This is a genomic window from Amycolatopsis sp. NBC_00345 (genome assembly GCF_036116635.1).
Taxonomy (GTDB): Bacteria; Actinomycetota; Actinomycetes; order Mycobacteriales; family Pseudonocardiaceae; genus Amycolatopsis.
Genome location: NZ_CP107995.1, coordinates 7632747 through 7648555, shown reverse-complemented (window position 1 = coordinate 7648555; position 15809 = coordinate 7632747). Strand labels below are relative to the sequence as shown.

Sequence of the window (15809 nt, the reverse complement as noted above, 5' to 3'; positions counted from 1 at the left end):
ATGACCGGTTCCACATCGTGAAGCGACTTGACCGCCCGACCGGGGCGTGACGATCATCGGGGCATGCCAGTGACCCGGGATCTGCCGCTTGCCGGGCGTGCCCCGGCGCGGTCGGCCGGCGAGGGTGTGACGGCGCTGCTGCTGCGCCGCGGCCGCCTCGGCTCTCCGCCCGCGTAGGCGAATTTCCGCTCAGCCAAGCCGAATTCTCCTACCACCGGGAGTGACTGTGTCGATCGACCTTTCCGCCCGCCTCCGCTTCGCCACAGTGCCCGACGACGGCATGGTCGAGGGCCCGCGCACCCTGCGCCGTCTGCCCGAAGGGGCCGAAGAGCGGCCGTACGAGCTGTTCCGGCTCCGGCCACTCGGCCGGGTGATCGGGGCCGAAATCGCGGGCGTCGACCTCGGAGCGTCATTGGCCCCCGCGCTGCGGGCCGAGCTGAACCGCGCGCTGCTGGAGTGGAAGGTGCTGTTCTTCCGCGACCAGCGCGTCACGTCCGCGCAGCAGCGCGCGTTCGCCGCGAACTGGGGCGAGCTGGAGACCAACCCGTTCATCGAACGCGGTGAGACCGACGAGGTCGTCCGGTTCACCCGCAGCGCGGGCATGCCGGGGTACGAGAACATCTGGCACACCGACGTCACCTGGCGCCGGAACCCCGCACTCGGCTCCGTGCTCCGCCTGCTGGAGGTCCCGCCGGTCGGCGGCGACACGATGTGGGCCGACATGGGCGCGGCGTACGACAACCTCCCGGCCGACGTCCGCGAGCACATCGACGGCCTCACCGCCGTGCACGACTTCATCCCCGGCTTCGACCGCTTCACCGACCCCGATCTGCTGGCCCGGTGGCAGGAGCGGTTCCCGCCGGTCGAGCACCCCGTGGTCCGCACGCACCCGGAGACCGGGCGGCGCACGCTGTTCGTGAACCAGTCCTTCACCACGCACATCGTGGGACTGGACCGCGGGGACAGCGACCGGCTGCTGCGGTACCTCTTCCTCCAGGCGCACACGCCGGAGTTCCAGGTCCGCTTCCACTGGGAACGCGACTCGGTGGCGTTCTGGGACAACCGCGCCACCCAGCACTACGCGGTCAACGACTACCACCCGCACGCCCGCGTGGCCGAGCGCGTCGCGATCGTCGGGGACGAGCCGTTCTGAGCCCGACGGCCTAGCCTGGAGGCATGACTGAACCGAAGGCCGTGGTCAGCGGTTTCCTGCAGGCACTCGAAGAACTCGACATCGATCGCGCGCTCAGCTACGCGGCCGTCGACATCACCTACCAGAACGTGCCGCTGCCGCCCGCGCGCGGGCTCACGGCCGTGGAGAAGCAACTGCGCACCATGGCCCGCTTCGGGTCCGGGTTCGAGGCGCGGACCCACCACATCGCCGCGGACGGCGACGTTGTGCTCACCGAGCGCACCGACGTGCTGCGCAAGGGCTCGTGGGAAGCGGAGTTCTGGGTGTGCGGGACCTTCGAGGTCCGCGACGGCCGCATCGTGCTGTGGCGTGACTACTTCGATTGGACGACGGTGCTCGCGGCCAGTGCGAAGGGCGCGGGAAAGGCGGCCATCGCCGGTGCGCGCACGCTCATCGGGAAATACCGTCCGGTGAACGAAATCCGTAGCTGAACGAAAAAACCGGCCGCACCGGTCCTAAGTAGACGGATCGGCACGGCCGGGTCCCCGGGGTGAAATCAGGCGCCGCGGTCGCGGGCTCAGCCAAAACTCCCGCGCCCGCGGCGTTTCCCGAGCCGGGCGCACGGACACGCAAGCCGAGCACGATCAACCCCCATGTGATCGTGTCGCCTCCCCCCGTGCCGTGCGGCCGGTGAGCGCCGGGGCGGTCCGGTCGAGAGTGGTCTGGGCCACTTTCCGGCCGCTCGAAAATAAGGTACCTCCGCCGCGACCCGACCGCGCCGAAGCTTGACCTGCATTTAAGGCAGATGGGCCGTACGGGTGACCAACCGGCGAAACGGTCTTAGCGCCTAGGCGTGCTCAGCCCCGCGACCGAGCCGATCCCGTCGCGCACGGTGATCCGCGTCGACCGGGCCGCCGACATCGTCGCGACGTGACGCAGCACTTCGTCCGCTTCCTCGCCGGCCAGCGGCGCGCACGTGTTGTCCTCGCCGCGGCGCACCGGGATCAACTCCAGCCGCGGCTCGGCGCCGAGCACGCAGCCCGCCATCAGCCCGTCGAGGTGCCGCCCGCGCATGGCCGGCCAGTCGAAGACGAGATTGCCCAGGCTGTAAAGGATCCCGCGGCCGCGGTACACCTCGACCGCCTGCACGGTGTGCGGGCCGTGGCCCACGACGAGGTCGGCGCCCGCGTCGATCAGCGCGTGCGCGTACGCGACCTGGTACTCGGTGAGTTCGTCGCCCGCGATTCCCCAGTGCATCGAGACGACCACGTGGTCGGCCGCGGCTTTGGTGCGGTGGACGTCGGCGACCACGCGCTCGAGGTGCTCCGGCACCGGCGTGGTGCGGACGATCGGCGGACGGCCGGGGACGTCCAGCACTCGGTGGTCCGGTTGGTACGAGGTCAGCGCGCCGGCCACCGCGACCCCCGCCGAGTCCGCCTTCGCCGCCTGCCCGACCGGCCAGCAGAGCGAGGTGTAGGCCAGGAACGCGACCTTGCGCCCGGACCGTTCGAGGATCGCGGGGGTGTGCGCGCCGGTCAGGTTCGCGCCCGCGCCGCAGTGCGCGATGCCGGCCTGGTCGAGCACGGCCAGGCTCGCCAGCGCGGCCGATGGTGGGAAAGTCACGTTGTTGGCGCACGAAACGACGTCGATTCCCGCGGCCGTCAGCGCGACGGCCATTTCGGGTGCGGAATGCCGCCAGTTCGGTTTGTGCGGGATGTCCAGGCCGCCGTGCTCGACGGCCGAGCCGGACAGTGGCCCTTCGAGGTTGACGAACCGCAGGTCGGCGCCCTTGAGCAGCGGCGAAAGCGCGTCGAACGCCCGCGCTGGCTCGGTGCGGCCTTGGAGGTTGACGTCGCCGCCGAGAACAAGAGTGATCACCGAGTCAACCCGTCCAAAGGAGGAATTCCCTCACGCTCGTCACGAATTGTTGCCTTATCGTCTTCCTCCCCTTCGCTTGTTCGGGGGACGATGCCTCGACCGTTCAGTTGCAGAGGGGACTCAGAGTGACCATATCCCGCCGCCCGGCCGGGGGTAGCACCACCGGCGTCAGAAGGGCCACGTTGTCTGTGGCGGTAGTAACGGGTGTTGTGCTGAGCGGCGTCGCCGCGCCGGCCGCGCTCGCCGCGCCCAGCGCGGACGCGGTCATCGCCGAGGTCTACGGCGGTGGCGGCAACTCGGGGGCCACGCTCACCAACGACTTCGTCGAGCTCGGGAACCGTGGGGGCACGGCGTTCCCGCTCGACGGCTACAGCGTGCAGTACCTGCCCGGCTCGGCGTCGCCGACCAGCACGTGGCAGGTCACCAACCTGGCCGGCAGCGTCGGCGCGGGCGCGCGTTACCTGGTCGCCGAGGGCAAGGGCGCGGGCGGCACCGTGGCGCTGCCGACGCCGGACGCCACCGGCGCGATCGCGATGTCCGCGACCGCGGGCACCGTCGCGCTGGTCACCGGCACGGGGGCGTTGACCTGCAAGACCGCCGCCGACTGCGCGGCCGACCCGCGGGTCAAGGACCTGGTCGGCTTCGGTGCCGCGACCGTCCGCGAGGGCAACCCGACGGCCGCCACGGCGAACGGGACTTCCGCCGCCCGCGCCGCCTCGCTCGCCGACACCGACGACAACAGCGCCGACTTCACCGTCGGCGACCCGACGCCCACCAACTCCAAGGGCGAGACCACCGGTGGCGGCGGCGACCCGGGCCAGCCCCCGGTGGACGCGAAGATCCACGATATCCAGGGAATCACGCGGATCTCGCCGTTCAAGGACAAGAAGGTCGGCGACGTCACGGGCATCGTCACGGCGGTCCGCGGCTTCGGCTCGTCGCGCGGCTTCTGGATCACCGACCCGAACCCGGACAGCGACCCGCGCACCAGCGAGGGCCTGTTCGTGTTCACCGGCTCGACCACACCCGCCGTGGCGGTCGGTGACGCGATCACCGCGTCAGGCACGGTCAAGGAGTTCTACCCGGACGCCCCGGCGACGTCGAACTACCAGTCGCTCACCGAGCTGAGCAGTGCACAGTGGACGGTCGGCTCGCACGGGAACCCGCAGCCCGCCCCGACCGTCATCACGCCGGACCAGGTGCCGGACACGCTGGCGCCGAACGCGGGCGGCAACATCGAGCCGCTGCCGCTGGAGCCGGCCAAGTACTCGCTGGACTTCTGGGAGTCGCACGAGAGCGAGATCGTCAGCATCTCGGACGCGCGGGTCGTCGGCCCTAGCAACGACTACGACGAGCTGTACGTGACCACGAAGCCGCAGCAGAACCCGACGCCGCGCGGCGGCACGGTCTACCTGGGCTACGACAAGATCAACACGGGTGTGCTGAAGGTCCAGTCGATCATCCCGTTCGACCAGCAGCCGTTCCCGAAGGTCAACACCGGCGACGTGATCACCGGCGTCACCTCGGGCCCGGTGGAGTACAGCAGCTTCGGCGGCTACACGCTGTTCGCGTCGCAGCTCGGTGCGGCGAAGGACAACAAGCTGCAGAAGGAGGTCACGCGGCGGCAGCGCCCGGGTGAGCTCGCGGTGGCGACGTACAACGTGGAGAACCTCGCGCCGTCCGATCCGGACACGAAGTTCGCGCAGCTGGCGCACGGCATCGTCGACAACCTGGCGGCGCCGGACGTGGTGAACCTGGAGGAGATCCAGGACAACGACGGCGCGACGAACGACGGCGTGGTCGTGGCCGACGCGACGCTCAAGAAGTTCACCGACGCGATCGTCGCGGCCGGCGGCCCGAGTTACCAGGCGCGTGAGATCGACCCGGTGAACGACGCCGATGGCGGCCAGCCGGGCGGGAACATCCGCGTGGGCTTCCTGTTCAACCCGGCTCGTGTGTCCTTTGTGGATCGACCGGGTGGCAGCGCGCTGTCCTCGGTGGACGTGGTGAAGGACCACGGCCAGGTGCACCTGACCCAGTCCCCGGGCCGGGTGGACCCGACGAACGAGGCGTGGACCGACAGCCGTAAGCCGCTGGCGGGCGAGTTCGTCTTCCAGGGCCGCACGGTGTTCGTGATCGCCAACCACTTCAACTCGAAGGGCGGCGACCAGCCGACGCACGGCCGTTACCAGCCGCCGACGCGCAGCTCGGAGATCCAGCGCCAGAAGCAGGCGACCGTGCTGCAGTCCTTCGTCGGCAAGCTGCTGACCGCGGACCCCGGCGCCAACGTCGTGGTCGCCGGCGACCTGAACGACTACCAGTTCTCGCCCGCCTTGGCGAAGCTGACGTCGGGCGGCTACCTGAAGGACCTCATCTCGACGCTGCCCGCGGCGGAGCGGTACAGCTACGTGTTCGAGGGCCAGTCACAGGTGCTGGACCACATCCTGGCGTCGGCCGCCCTGCGCGGCGTGGACTACGACGTGGTGCACATCAACGCGGAGTTCGCCGACCAGGCCAGTGACCATGATCCGCAGATCGTCAGGTTCCGGCCTTCTGCGGGGAACCGGCTGGCGGACTACGGGTACGACTTGCTGGATTATCTGGACCAGTTGCTGGGGAGGACTGCGCCGCGTAAGTAAGTGCTCCGTAGTCCGTTAAGGCCTCCTTACCCGCGTCCTACGCGGGTAAGGAGGCCTTGACGGCATTCCGGCCCAAGGGCTCAGCGCTTCGCCCGCCACCCCAGGCTGAGCACCGCCTGCACCAACTCCTGATAACTAGGCTTGACCTCCTCCAGATACCGCTCCAGATACTGCGGCCGAGCCGTGGTAACAGCCTGCGGCTCCTCCGAAGAGTCCACAAAGGTCAGTCGCGAGACGTTGTGCAGCGCCATTTTCCACCAGCGCGCCGCACGTTCCCCGGCCTTCGATTCGCGTTCGGCGGCGGCGGCGACGGCGGCGTGGGCCTCCGCGAGCTGGCGTTCGATCTCGTCCGCGCGGGCGAGTTCCCACGCGCGCAGGCTCTCCGCCGAGCCGCGGGCCATGCCGACGACCTCCTTGTAACGCATGGCCGCACCGGGGTTTTCGCCGGTCATGGTGTGCCTCCCGCGGGGTCGAGGTCGGGGCGCTGGAACGGGATGATGACCTCGGGCGCGCTGTGCGTCGTGCGGTCGAAGAACAGGGCGCGGCCCGGGCGCGGGGACCAGTGCACGACCAGGCCCGCGGCGAACGGCGAAAGCTCGTTGCCCTGTACGTCCAGCGCGGCCCACGTGCCGATGTCGTCCGTGCCGCCGAAGCCCAGGGTGTCCTTGAGCCGCGCGATGCTGCGCCACCAGCCGATGGTGTGCACGCCGTGGCCGGGGCCCTGCTTCAGCACGGCGCGCAGGTGGTCCAGCCCGCTCTTCGGCTGGCCGACGGCCTTCGCCTCCAGGGCCGGCAGCGCCGCGTCCACGCCGTACAGCAGCAGGACCTTCGTGGCGACGTCCGAAGTGGACATCGACTCCGCGACCGACGCCAGCGTGGCCGGCAGATCGTCCGCGAGGGTGGCGACGTGGCCTTCGGCGCGCAGCCGCTCCGTCAGCTCCAGCACGGCGGGCGCGCAGGCGTCGATGGGGCAGCTCAGGACGAACTCCACCTGGCCGACGTCGAACTGGCGGGCGAGCGACCGGGCGGCAGAGTCCATGATGGACAGTGCCTCCGCTGTCGCGCCGCCCAGTACCGCGATGTTACGGCCCGGTGCTCGCGGCAGCTCCACGCCGCAGGCCGCCTCCGTGACGTCGATGGACTGGCCCAGCAGCGCGCGCGGCTTCGAACTCGGCTTCAGCTCGGTGTACGCCGGGAACTGCTCCAGCACCGGCGAGTGCGCGCCGTCGAACAGGCGCGGGCGCGGGAACCGCCCGGAGTACAGCTCCCACAGCTGGTGCTGCAGGTTCACGAACACGTTGCGGCTACTGGAATCCGGCACGTGCGCGAGCATGTTTCCGTGCGCGACGCCGGAGTCGTGGTTGATCACCGCGTGCCACTTGGGCGCCGACACCGCCGCGTTGTTCGTCTCCGCCAGCACGCGCCGCGCCTTCGGCATCGCGATGCGCAGCGTGCACTGCTCGAACACGGCCGGCTTGCCCCAGAAGGCCTCGATGCCCGCGACGTCCTGGCTCGCCAGCACCAGGTGGATGCCCTGCGAACGCCCGCGCCGCGCGATGTCCTCGAGCAGCTGCGTCGCCTGCGCCGTCACCTGGTCGCGGCCCGCGAACAGGTACTGGAACTCGTCGATCACGGCCACGATCCGCGGCCAGTGCCCGCCCGGGTCCTGCTCGCGCAGGTCGGCCAGGTTGGTCACCTCGTGCTCCTTGGCCGCGGCCGAGCGCCGCCGCAGCTCGTCGGCCAGGAAACGCAGCAGCGCCAGGCCGAACTCGCGGTCGGTGTTCACGTTGACGCCGACGAGCTTCGCGTGCGGCAGCCAGCTGGCGTCCTTGCGGCCGGGCGCGAGCCCCGCGAACGAGACGCCCTCCTTGAAGTCCAGCAGGTACAGCGCCAGCTCGTCGGGGGTGTAGCGCGCGGCCAGGCTGCCCAGCAGCGCGTACAGGAAGTTGGTCTTGCCGGACCCGCTCGGCCCGCCGATCAGGGCGTGCGGGCTGGCGTCGCCGATCACGACCTCAACGCCCTCGCCCTCGTAGAACCCGACGGACGCGCGCAGCTCCCGCGCCGAACTCTCCTGGCCCAGCTCCGTGGGCAGCAGGTCCGCGAACGCGCGCGGCCCGCCCTGCTTCGCGATCAGCGCCTCCGCGATCCGCCCCGCCGCGCGGATCACCTGGCCCGACGGCAGCGCCGGGTCGAGGTCCACGACCAGGTCGCTGCCCGTCATGCTGCTGACCGCGCGCCGCTCGTCGAGCAGGCTCAGCGTTTCGACGGACGCGCTGACGGCCGTCGGCACGTCCACCAGGATCAGGCAGATCCCGGCGGCGAGCGCGCCGCTGGCCACGCGCTTGAGGTCCCGCGCGCGCTCGGGTTCGAGCGTCTCGCCGTTGCCGTACAGCACCGCGATCCGGTACGGCTCCACGCGCTGCCCGGTGGCCTTTCGCAGCTCCCGCAACGACGTGTGCCCGGCCTGCATGCCCGTCGCGTGGATGCGGCGGATGTGGCCGGCCAGCTCGTCGAGCAGGTCCTCCAGCCGCGTCGGGTCGTACAGCGACAACGCGCTGGTGCGGCTGAGCGGGTAGAGGTCGGGCAGGATCGCGGTGAGCTGCCCGACGTCCCACAGGTGCACCTTCACCGCGCCCGGCTCGAACGCGGACAGCACCCGCATCAGCAGGTTCTGCACGATCCCGTCGACGACCGGCCGCGTCTTGGGCGCCGACGTGATCGCCAGGTGGGACTCGTCCAGCAGCGGCACGGCCACGTCGAACGTGCGGGAGATGTCGCGTCCCGCCGCCGTCGCCGAGCCGACGCGCCAGAGCCCCGGGCCGGTCACGCCGGGGTTGGTGCCCACGCGGCCGAGCCATTCGCCGGGCGGGCGCCCGGCGGGGCCCGGCGCGTTCGCGGCGACCAGTTCGCGCAGGGTGTTGGGCCCCGTGCTCCAGTCGGTGTAGAACGCGTTGCGGACCCCGCCGAGCGACGCGAACACCTCGTGCGCGGCCGGATGCCGCGCCCACTCGGTCTGCTGCTCGGCGTCGGCGTGGTTCATGCCGATCCGGACGATCTCCTGCTCCAGCATCAGCCGGGACAGCTCGGCCTCCGCCATTTCCCGCGCGCCCGCGGCCGCGCCGAGGACGAGCCCGATCTGGTGGCGGACCCGCTCCAGCGCGGTCTGCACGCGGTTGCGCTGCTCGCTTGCCTTGTTAGCCATCGGTTTCGCTCATGACGCGGTCGTCCCTACAGGCGTGACTGGTATCCGCTCACCAGGTCGTCGGCGGCGGCTAAACGGGTGAGGAGGTGGTCGAGCCCCTCGTCGGCCATCGCCAGTTGCTGCGGCAGCCAGGGATCGGCTTTCGCCTGTGCATCGACGAGTGCCTGGCGGGCGTCACCGAGCAGGGTTTTCGCCCGCTCGGCGTGGGCGCGCCCGTCGGTGAGCCCCGCCTGCACGGCGGTGAGCAGCTGGTGAATCTCGGCGAGTCCCGACATGGTGGGCTAGAGCCGGGCCGAGTAGGAGTCGGCCGAGGAGATCCCGGCCTGGATGGTGCTCTGCATCCCGCTGATCCCGTTCAAGGCTTCGGCGAGCAGCCCGTGCGCCTGGTTCACCTCGTGCTGGCTGCTGCCCTGGGTCGCCTGCGAAAGCGACAGTTGAGCTTCTTCGAGAGCTTGCGCGGCCTGCTGAAGTGCGGCAATGCCCGCGGAAGCCTTCTCGTTCGCGAGCGCGATACCAGCGCGGATCTCTTCCACTCCGGCCATGTGGGCGGACTCCTCGGTACGTCGGGGGCTGGAACGACCACACACAAACTTAGCGTGATCAGGTGTTTTCGGTAAGTAAGTGAGAACAGGAGAATCGACAAGGCCCCGGACGTGGTGACGTCCGGGGCCTCGCGGGCGGCGGCGGACCGGGTCCGAAAACGGTCATCCCGACCCCGCGCACCAGCCTGTCTACCTGCGTGTATCGAGATGTCCGCGCTCTGCCGCGCCCAGGTCAAGCCGGTATTCGTGACACCGAAGAACCTCTCCGAGCGGGTACGAACAAGTCTGTCGCGAAGCCTAGCGGGTGCCTGCGGATAGCCGAGTCCTGGCCCGTCCGGACGCCGCGAATTCGGCTATCGATCTTTTCCGAACACCCTTTTCCGCATGCGCGGGGTGTGATATGCCGACTCCGCAGTGGGTACCGGGGGCGGCGCGGACGGGTTTGTGTGGTGAATGAGGCCGGCTGTCCCCTGGCCCTGCTCGGCACTCGCTGAAACGGCCGACCGCGCAGGGGTGGCCACGAGGGCGTATGCCTCGGCGATGCTGCTGTCTCGGCGATGCTGCGCAGAGCCGCCGGATGGTCGACGGATGAGGCCATGCTCGCGATCTTGGCCACGACGCCGTCTCTTACTGAGAGTGACCTCGGCCACCTGTAGTACCTGAACGACGGCGCCGTAGGTTCAGGTAAGTTGGAGGATACCTGAATGTCATGGTCGAGTGAAGGTCTGGACCTGAACGTCGACCTTGCAGGTTCAGGTATCAGGTAACAAATCTATCTCGCTCGTCCGAGCTGGCCACCCGGCTTGAACGTTGGGTACCCGGATTCAGGTCTAGCAGGATCCACCTGAATGATGTGCTGTCAAGTTCAGGTCTTCCGCTCTAAGCTTGAGTCATGGACCTTGAGAGCTTCAGGCGCTCCCCGATTGGCGAGCTGGTGTCGATCGTGATCCCCGCTGCCCGGCCTGGCTTGGAGTCGACGAGTTATTTCGCGTTCGTGCCGACTCCACTGCCGGACGAGCCAGCGATCGACATGGAGGCGGTCGACCTTGCGAGTCGTGCCGCGATGGCCGTCGCTCGGCTCGATCAGGCCATGGGGCAGTTGCCCAATCCTCAGCTCCTCTTGAGGCCGATTATTCGACGAGAAGCGGTAAGCACATCTGCGCTTGAGGGAACCTACGCGCCGTTTGATGAAGTTCTCGAAGCGGACTTTCTGGAAGAGAATCAGCTCTCTGCCCCACAAAGGGAGATTCAGAATTTCGTGCGCGCAGTGGAGGAGTCTCGTCTTCTGCTGGAGAATCGACCGATCAGTCGAAACGTAATTAGCAAGCTTCAGCAAATAATTGTCCGAGGTACGCCTGGGGACACTTATCAAGCGGGCGACATTCGGCAAGCCCAGGTGTTCATCGGCGCCAGAAGCCGGGACATTGCTCAGGCGCGTTTTGTCCCGCCTCCACCGGGGCAGTTCTACCTTGAAGCGGGAGTCTATGAATGGGAGAAGTGGGTAAGCAGCCCTAAGCCCATGCCGATTGTGCTTCGCATGGCGCTTGCGCACTACCAGTTCGAGACGTTGCACCCGTACAACGATGGGAACGGGCGCCTGGGGCGACTGATAGCGTTGATGCAACTAGTCGAAGATGGCGTCCTGAAGATGCCGTCGCTGAACATATCGCCTTGGCTGGAGGCGCGCAGGGATGAGTACATTGACGGACTCCTGGAGGTAAGCAAGACAGGCGACTTCAATCCGTGGGTGAAGTTTTTCTCGCGGGCTGTCTTGGAGCAGGCGGAGGACGGGATTCGGGCAATCGCCGAGTTGATCGAGTTTCGCGATTCGACTATCGAAAAGTTGCGACATCAGAACGTCCGCGGATCCGCACTTCAGATCGTGGAAAATTTGACAGGGTATCCGGTCATCGACGTTCCAACTGCGCGAAGGTTGACTGGGAAGACTTTTGAAGCTGCTAATCAAGCTGTCGCAAGACTTGTTGAGGAAGGAGTGCTGCGGGAAATTACTGGAAGAAAGATGAATCGCCTATTTGTCTGTCCGGGAATTATGCGAATTATCAATATAAACACGGCGTACTGATATTTGACGGCACCTTGCCTGTCAAGTCTGCACGCTGGGTGGTCGAGCGCGGCTACGGTCGCCAGGCGTCGGCATGTGGCCGGCCGTCTCGGCCGAGGTTTAGCGGGACGCGTGGACGGGGTCGCTGCCGGATGGCCGGCCGGAGCGCGGCGACGACCCGGCACGGGTGGCCTGAACAGGAGACAACCGAGGTCAGGACGGCAAAACGCCGGGCCGCTCGCGAGGAGCTGCCCGGCGTTCTGTGTGAAACGCGGAGGATGCAGGATTCGAACCTGCGAGGGCGTGAACCCAACACGCTTTCCAAGTCTGCACGCGGCTGTTCAGTGGCGTCTACGGACTGTGAAGTCCCAGGTTAGAGGTGTATTTCGACGCCAGCGGACCTCCCTGAACCGGACTGAATGAGACTAGGACTGAGACTAGGCCGGCGGGCACGAGGCCGTCATGAACACGGCCGAGAGCTCCCCTCCGCGAGCGGGAGTGCGATCGCGCGGTACCCATCTCGGGAACATGCGAGGACGGGGCTACGCCCGCTCGCACGTGAGCAGCGAATCTGAGCGGCTGACGATGCGCGATGCATCACCAGGCGACGTCGCCTCGTGATGCCCTCAGCCGGGCAACCGGTGGCCGACGCATCTTGCCTGCTTATGCAAGGATCCACACTGCGGCCATGGCAACTCACCCAGGTGCGTTATGCTCGCAGAGTGACATCCTGGCTGGTCACGGGTGTCGCGGAGCAAAAATGTCGTACGTGCGTTCGATACTGGTAACGCAGGTGCCGATGCCCTGCGACACCCCGTACGGGTTGTGCCACGAAGGGAGGCAACGTGAAGCGTTCTGAGCACGCCGCGCTCGTCGCGCTGCTTCAGCACCGCCCAGAGGGCCTGGGTTGGCAGGAGATCACCGCAGAGGTTCTCTCCAGCGGCAGCGCACTGGAGACCTGGCGCCACCTCGTTCCCGACACGCTGTTCGACGAAGCTGGCGAGCACGAGGCCCTCGCGGTCGCCGATCGCCAACTTGAGTCGTGGGTAGAGGCGGGCGTCAACTTCCTCTCGGTCCTGGACGCCGGCTACCCGGACCGGCTTCGTGGGATCCACCAGGCCCCACCCATACTCTTCTGGCGCGGGCAACTGCTCGCAAAGGACCCCGCTGTGTCGGTCGTCGGGTCACGAAACGCCTCCGAACGGGGCCTGGGGATCGCTAGCGAGATCAGCCGCGCCCTCATCAAGGAAGGCGTGACCGCAGTCGCCGGCCTCGCCGCGGGGATCGACGCCGCAGTGCACCGCGCGGCGCTAGAAGCTAGCGGTCGAACTGTCGCAGCGATCGGTACCGGCATCAACAAGTACTACCCGGCCGCGAACCGCGGTCTGCAGGACGAGATCGCGCAGCGCGGGCTTCTGCTGTCGCAGTTCTGGCCGGACGCCCCGCCGCAACGGCACAACTTCCTCATGCGGAACGCGACCATGTCCGGCTACGGACTCGCGACTGTCGTCGTCGAGGCGGGTGAGACCAGCGGGACGCGAGTTCAGGCACGACTGGCGGTAGAACACGGCCGCGCGGTGATCCTCACCGACTCGGTGGTTCAGCAGAACACCTGGGCCCAGAAGCTCAAAGGTCGCCCCGGAGTGCACTGTGTCAGTGGACTGAAGGACGTAATCGAAATCGTCCGCAGGGTGATCTCTGAGCGCCAGGACGCCGCAGACGCCATGAAGCAGCTGCTTACCGCCCTATGAGCGAAGCACCCGGGGCATCGGACCCGCAGCATCAGCTCGAAGCAACGCTCGTAAGCGCCACTGGCGGTTACCTACGCAACACGCTACGCATTCCCGGCGAGACGTGCCTGATATGCACCACGACCGTTGATCCCGGTGCCACGTACTGCTGGCCCTGTGCCAGCCACAGGTCTGCAGGCTCCGACCGCCCCACTGCCGATTACGTCGGCATTCTGACCTATGCGATCGAGAACACGCAGTCGCACTACGTCATGCGTGGCTACAAAGCGCCACAGCCGGTGCGCATCAAGGAACATCGAAACATCGTGAGTCTGCTCTGCTTCGTCGGGCTGTGGCACCACGCGCGCTGTGTCGAGCGGCTCGCGGGCAGGCGTATCACGCACTGGGCCACGGTGCCCTCCCTGCCGGCAAAATCGGGAGAGCATCCTCTTCATGCCCTGGTAAGTCCCATGCTTTCCCGTCTGCCGGAACTTGCGTTGGCTGCCGCGACGACAGCCACCGCGCCCCGAGCGTTCCGCGCCGATCACTTCCGGGCAGTTGGGAGTCTGCCGCCTGGATCCCATGTCCTCGTTATCGACGACACCTGGACCTCCGGAGGGCACGCGCAGTCGGCGGCGCTCACTGCTCGAAGGGCTGGCGCGGCGACTGTCTCCGTGCTGTCGCTAGCTCGATACTTCAAGCCAACCTACGGCGACAACAAAGAGTTCATCGCGAAGCATCTGACTAGGGACTACGACCCCACCTGGTGTCCATGGACTGATGACGGATCCTGCCCATCGTGAACGCGTAAGCCGGCGAGTCAGCCCAGACCGACGCGAGCTGTGCGGGGTCGACCACTGCGACGTCTGGGTGGCCGCCGATCACCGGCGACGCGGGTTCGGCATGCTGCTGCTCGACGCCGCACTGCAGCTGGACGGGTTTTGAACGGACCCTCGGCTCTTGGGCTGACCTGCGTCAGTCCGTCTCTACGTGCCAGCGGGGGAGCCGTAGGGGGGCGACTGACCTTTGAAGGTTGCCAACTGGACGGCTGCGGCTGAGTCATCTCGAACAACTAAGAGTGATCTCTGCCGCCGCTGCCGAAACGGAACCTGCAGTTGCAGCGACTGATCATCCATGACAAGTGTGGTTGTGGAGTGGGCCCCGGTCGTGGTAGCGCTGGCGGGATCGGCTTCAGCCTTCTTCTCTTGGCGAAGTGCCAGCAAGACCAGCAAGGCCGCCGAGGCGGCGAATGAAGCTGTTGCACTGACCGTTCGGCCTGCCTTTGCTGTGGGCATCGGTGGTGCTGGACCCCATGAGGACGATCGCACTGCCGTGAGGCTTCACAACACGTGCAGTTTCGACGCTGTGGATGTTCACGTATGGGTACGTGACAGCTCGGCGACCCAACTTGCCATGCAGGACTTTCCTCGCATCAGGGGAACCCAGCAGAACGTGTTTGGCGGCGAGAAAGAAACCATCTTCATTCCCAGAATTGAAGATATAGAAGAAGGAAAATCGTATGCGCTGATTGTAACTGTGAGGTATTCTGATGACCGTGGTCTTACTAAGTGGGAGCAGGTGATTAGGTATACGATGAAAAACAAGCCGGGCCTTGATATTCTGGAACGTAAAATAGATTTAGGGGAGCCTTGGAAGATAGAAAGACGTTAGCCATGAGCGAAGATATCGACCTTAATGACTATATGAAGGGCTCTAATTATCTAGGCGTTCCGGTTGCCTTGGTGGACTCTGGTCGTCGACTTATCGAGTGGACCGTGTCGGAATTTGGGTCTGCAATGAAAGGTTTGCACGATCAGACTGATCGAACAATCCCCTCTGCTCTCAATAGTGGAATAATGGAATTTCCACGTGAGCGGCGATCTTACCTGCGCAAGATCGCCGAGCAGGGCGTTATGATGTCGACAATGGCGGTCCATCATATGTTGGATCATGCTTCGGCGATCGGTAGGGTTCTTTCTGAGGAGCCAATGCCGCTGTGGTCTCCTCTTTCGCTGTCTCGTGTCGCCCTGGAGTCGGGGCTTCAGGCTTGCTACTTGTCCGATTCCAGCGCTGGTGCTGAAACTTTAGTATTGCGGGCTGCGGCAATGTATATAGGCATGCTCGAAGAGCAAGATAAGCTGGCAAATTTATTTGCAGGCGAAAAGGGGGAGCTGGGGCATACTGTAAAGCAGTGTGATCAGGCGAAAGCTCTCGCGTCACGGGCGGGAATGGAGTTCATTGAAAGAAAGGGTCGAGTTCGCAGTGTTGGGTATATTGCCGGGGGAAGTCAAGTTAATGTTGAAATGAATGCCACGGATGCCGCCAATAAGTGGGTGCCCGAAATGACGGGCGCTTACTCGCTAGGGTCGGGTTCAACTCATGCAGGGTTCTGGTTGACCATCCATTCTTTTGGCGATGGCAACCTGCGATCCGATCCGTCGCTCATTGTCAATGCTGTAACGACGCCAGTGCACGTATGTCGGGCTGTTGTGACCGCTATGCGGGATTTCTGGGGGGTTGATGCGGGAAATTTCACTGATGCTGCAGAAGTGAAACTAAGGCGATATTATGCTATATACCTGACCTGGAAAAGCAGTCTTAAGGCGAACGGTGTTGTCGGCTAG

The 15809-nt window shown here is 66.3% G+C and carries 13 protein-coding genes; 8 read left to right on the top strand and 5 right to left on the bottom strand.

Translation table 11 applies throughout. The features are described 5' to 3' along the window. The first annotated feature begins 226 nt into the window (after positions 1-226). Complete coding sequence (locus OG943_RS34540) at positions 227-1153, top strand: TauD/TfdA dioxygenase family protein (protein WP_328605117.1); 927 nt, start codon at positions 227-229, stop codon at positions 1151-1153. A 23-nt stretch (positions 1154-1176) separates the two neighbouring features. Beyond that, entirely contained in the window at positions 1177-1623 is a 447-nt protein-coding gene (locus tag OG943_RS34535) for a limonene-1,2-epoxide hydrolase family protein (protein ID WP_328605116.1), read from the top strand. A gap of 349 nt (positions 1624-1972) precedes the next feature. On the opposite strand, the gene OG943_RS34530 is transcribed toward OG943_RS34535, so the two are convergent. After that, the gene (locus OG943_RS34530) at positions 1973-3010 is read right to left on the bottom strand and encodes a CapA family protein (RefSeq protein ID WP_328605115.1); all 1038 of its coding nucleotides are present in this window, start codon (positions 3008-3010) and stop codon (positions 1973-1975) included. A gap of 188 nt (positions 3011-3198) precedes the next feature. Here OG943_RS34530 and OG943_RS34525 point away from each other — a divergent pair, with 188 nt between their 5' ends. After that, positions 3199-5649, top strand: coding sequence for an endonuclease/exonuclease/phosphatase family protein (locus OG943_RS34525; RefSeq protein ID WP_328605114.1), 2451 nt, complete (start codon positions 3199-3201; stop codon positions 5647-5649). An 80-nt stretch (positions 5650-5729) separates the two neighbouring features. On the opposite strand, the gene OG943_RS34520 is transcribed toward OG943_RS34525, so the two are convergent. The 4 genes from OG943_RS34520 to OG943_RS34505 are packed head-to-tail and all read right to left on the bottom strand — an operon-like array spanning position 5730 to position 9393. Beyond that, a complete protein-coding gene (locus OG943_RS34520) occupies positions 5730-6101 on the bottom strand; it encodes a hypothetical protein (RefSeq protein WP_328605113.1) in 372 nt (123 codons plus the stop codon). Further along, positions 6098-8851: an FtsK/SpoIIIE domain-containing protein gene (locus OG943_RS34515; protein ID WP_328605112.1), complete on the bottom strand. Its 2754-nt coding sequence runs from the start codon at positions 8849-8851 to the stop codon at positions 6098-6100. Before OG943_RS34515 ends, OG943_RS34520 begins: the two co-directional genes overlap by 4 nt. 26 nt (positions 8852-8877) lie before the next feature. Then, the gene (locus OG943_RS34510; protein ID WP_328605111.1) at positions 8878-9126 is read right to left on the bottom strand and encodes a hypothetical protein; all 249 of its coding nucleotides are present in this window, start codon (positions 9124-9126) and stop codon (positions 8878-8880) included. A 6-nt stretch (positions 9127-9132) separates the two neighbouring features. Then, positions 9133-9393: a hypothetical protein gene (locus OG943_RS34505; protein WP_328605110.1), complete on the bottom strand. Its 261-nt coding sequence runs from the start codon at positions 9391-9393 to the stop codon at positions 9133-9135. An 892-nt stretch (positions 9394-10285) separates the two neighbouring features. Between OG943_RS34505 and OG943_RS34500 the strand changes: the two genes are divergently transcribed. The 5 genes from OG943_RS34500 to OG943_RS34480 all read left to right on the top strand — a co-directional run bounded on the left by OG943_RS34500 (position 10286) and on the right by OG943_RS34480 (position 15809). Then, complete coding sequence (locus OG943_RS34500; RefSeq protein WP_328605109.1) at positions 10286-11476, top strand: Fic family protein; 1191 nt, start codon at positions 10286-10288, stop codon at positions 11474-11476. Between the two features lie 824 nt (positions 11477-12300). Beyond that, a complete protein-coding gene (locus tag OG943_RS34495) occupies positions 12301-13206 on the top strand; it encodes a DNA-processing protein DprA (RefSeq protein ID WP_328605108.1) in 906 nt (301 codons plus the stop codon). Beyond that, on the top strand, positions 13203-13988 hold the full coding sequence (locus OG943_RS34490; RefSeq protein WP_328605107.1) for a hypothetical protein: 786 nt from the start codon (positions 13203-13205) through the stop codon (positions 13986-13988). The genes OG943_RS34495 and OG943_RS34490 overlap by 4 nt, the downstream gene beginning before the upstream one ends. Positions 13989-14352: 364 nt before the next feature. After that, positions 14353-14856: a hypothetical protein gene (locus OG943_RS34485; protein ID WP_328605106.1), complete on the top strand. Its 504-nt coding sequence runs from the start codon at positions 14353-14355 to the stop codon at positions 14854-14856. Between the two features lie 2 nt (positions 14857-14858). Then, complete coding sequence (locus OG943_RS34480) at positions 14859-15809, top strand: hypothetical protein (RefSeq protein WP_328605105.1); 951 nt, start codon at positions 14859-14861, stop codon at positions 15807-15809.

Coding starts and splice junctions, on each gene's coding strand:
- OG943_RS34520 (WP_328605113.1), bottom strand. CDS start 6,101: ATGACCGGCGAAAACCCCGGTGCGGCCATGCGTTACAAGGAGGTCGTC.
- OG943_RS34515 (WP_328605112.1), bottom strand. CDS start 8,851: ATGGCTAACAAGGCAAGCGAGCAGCGCAACCGCGTGCAGACCGCGCTG.
- OG943_RS34505 (WP_328605110.1), bottom strand. CDS start 9,393: ATGGCCGGAGTGGAAGAGATCCGCGCTGGTATCGCGCTCGCGAACGAG.
- OG943_RS34535 (WP_328605116.1), top strand. CDS start 1,177: ATGACTGAACCGAAGGCCGTGGTCAGCGGTTTCCTGCAGGCACTCGAA.
- OG943_RS34490 (WP_328605107.1), top strand. CDS start 13,203: ATGAGCGAAGCACCCGGGGCATCGGACCCGCAGCATCAGCTCGAAGCA.
- OG943_RS34480 (WP_328605105.1), top strand. CDS start 14,859: ATGAGCGAAGATATCGACCTTAATGACTATATGAAGGGCTCTAATTAT.
- OG943_RS34500 (WP_328605109.1), top strand. CDS start 10,286: ATGGACCTTGAGAGCTTCAGGCGCTCCCCGATTGGCGAGCTGGTGTCG.
- OG943_RS34510 (WP_328605111.1), bottom strand. CDS start 9,126: ATGTCGGGACTCGCCGAGATTCACCAGCTGCTCACCGCCGTGCAGGCG.